At 46.6% G+C, this 1,139-nt stretch carries 1 rRNA gene; it reads right to left on the reverse strand.

The features are described from left to right. Window positions 1–1,139 (reverse strand): 23S ribosomal RNA (locus tag HMPREF3125_RS01405); the annotation flags it as partial.

Below are 1,139 nucleotides of genomic sequence, written 5' to 3' on the forward strand. Positions count from 1 at the left end.
TTTAGCCCCGGTACATTTTCGGCGCAGTGTCACTCGACTAGTGAGCTATTACGCACTCTTTAAATGATGGCTGCTTCTAAGCCAACATCCTAGTTGTCTGGGCAACGCCACATCCTTTTCCACTTAACATATATTTTGGGACCTTAGCTGGTGGTCTGGGCTGTTTCCCTTTCGAACACGGACCTTATCACCCATGTTCTGACTCCCAAGTTAAATTGATTGGCATTCGGAGTTTGTCTGAATTCGGTAACCCGAGAAGGGCCCCTCGTCCAAACAGTGCTCTACCTCCAATAATCATCACTTGAGGCTAGCCCTAAAGCTATTTCGGAGAGAACCAGCTATCTCCAGGTTCGATTGGAATTTCTCCGCTACCCTCAGTTCATCCGCTCACTTTTCAACGTAAGTCGGTTCGGTCCTCCATTCAGTGTTACCTGAACTTCAACCTGACCAAGGGTAGATCACCTGGTTTCGGGTCTACGACCAAATACTCAACGCCCTATTCAGACTCGCTTTCGCTACGGCTCCACATTCACTGCTTAACCTTGCATCAAATCGTAACTCGCCGGTTCATTCTACAAAAGGCACGCCATCACCCATTAACGGGCTCTGACTACTTGTAAGCACACGGTTTCAAGTTCTCTTTCACTCCCCTTCCGGGGTACTTTTCACCTTTCCCTCACGGTACTGGTTCACTATCCGGTCACTAGAGAGTATTTAGCCTTAGGAGATGGTCCTCCCAGATTCCGACGGAATTTCACGTGCTCCGTCGTACTCAGGATCCACTCAAGAGAGTATATATTTTCGACTACAGGATTATTACCTTCTTTGATTCAACTTTCCAGATGATTCGTCTAATATATACTTTTGTAACTCCGTATAGAGTGTCCTACAACCCCAACAAGCAAGCTTATTGGTTTGGGCTCTTCCCGTTTCGCTCGCCGCTACTCAGGGAATCGATTTTTCTTTCTCTTCCTCCGGGTACTAAGATGTTTCAGTTCTCCGGGTCTGCCTTCTGATATGCTATGTATTCACATATCGATAACATGACATAACTCATGTTGGGTTTCCCCATTCGGAAATCTCTGGATCAACGCTTACTTACAGCTCCCCAAAGCATTTCGTCGTTAGTAACGTCCTTC

Source organism: Staphylococcus sp. HMSC13A10 (assembly GCF_001808005.1).
In the GTDB taxonomy this organism is placed as follows: domain Bacteria; phylum Bacillota; class Bacilli; order Staphylococcales; family Staphylococcaceae; genus Staphylococcus; species Staphylococcus pasteuri.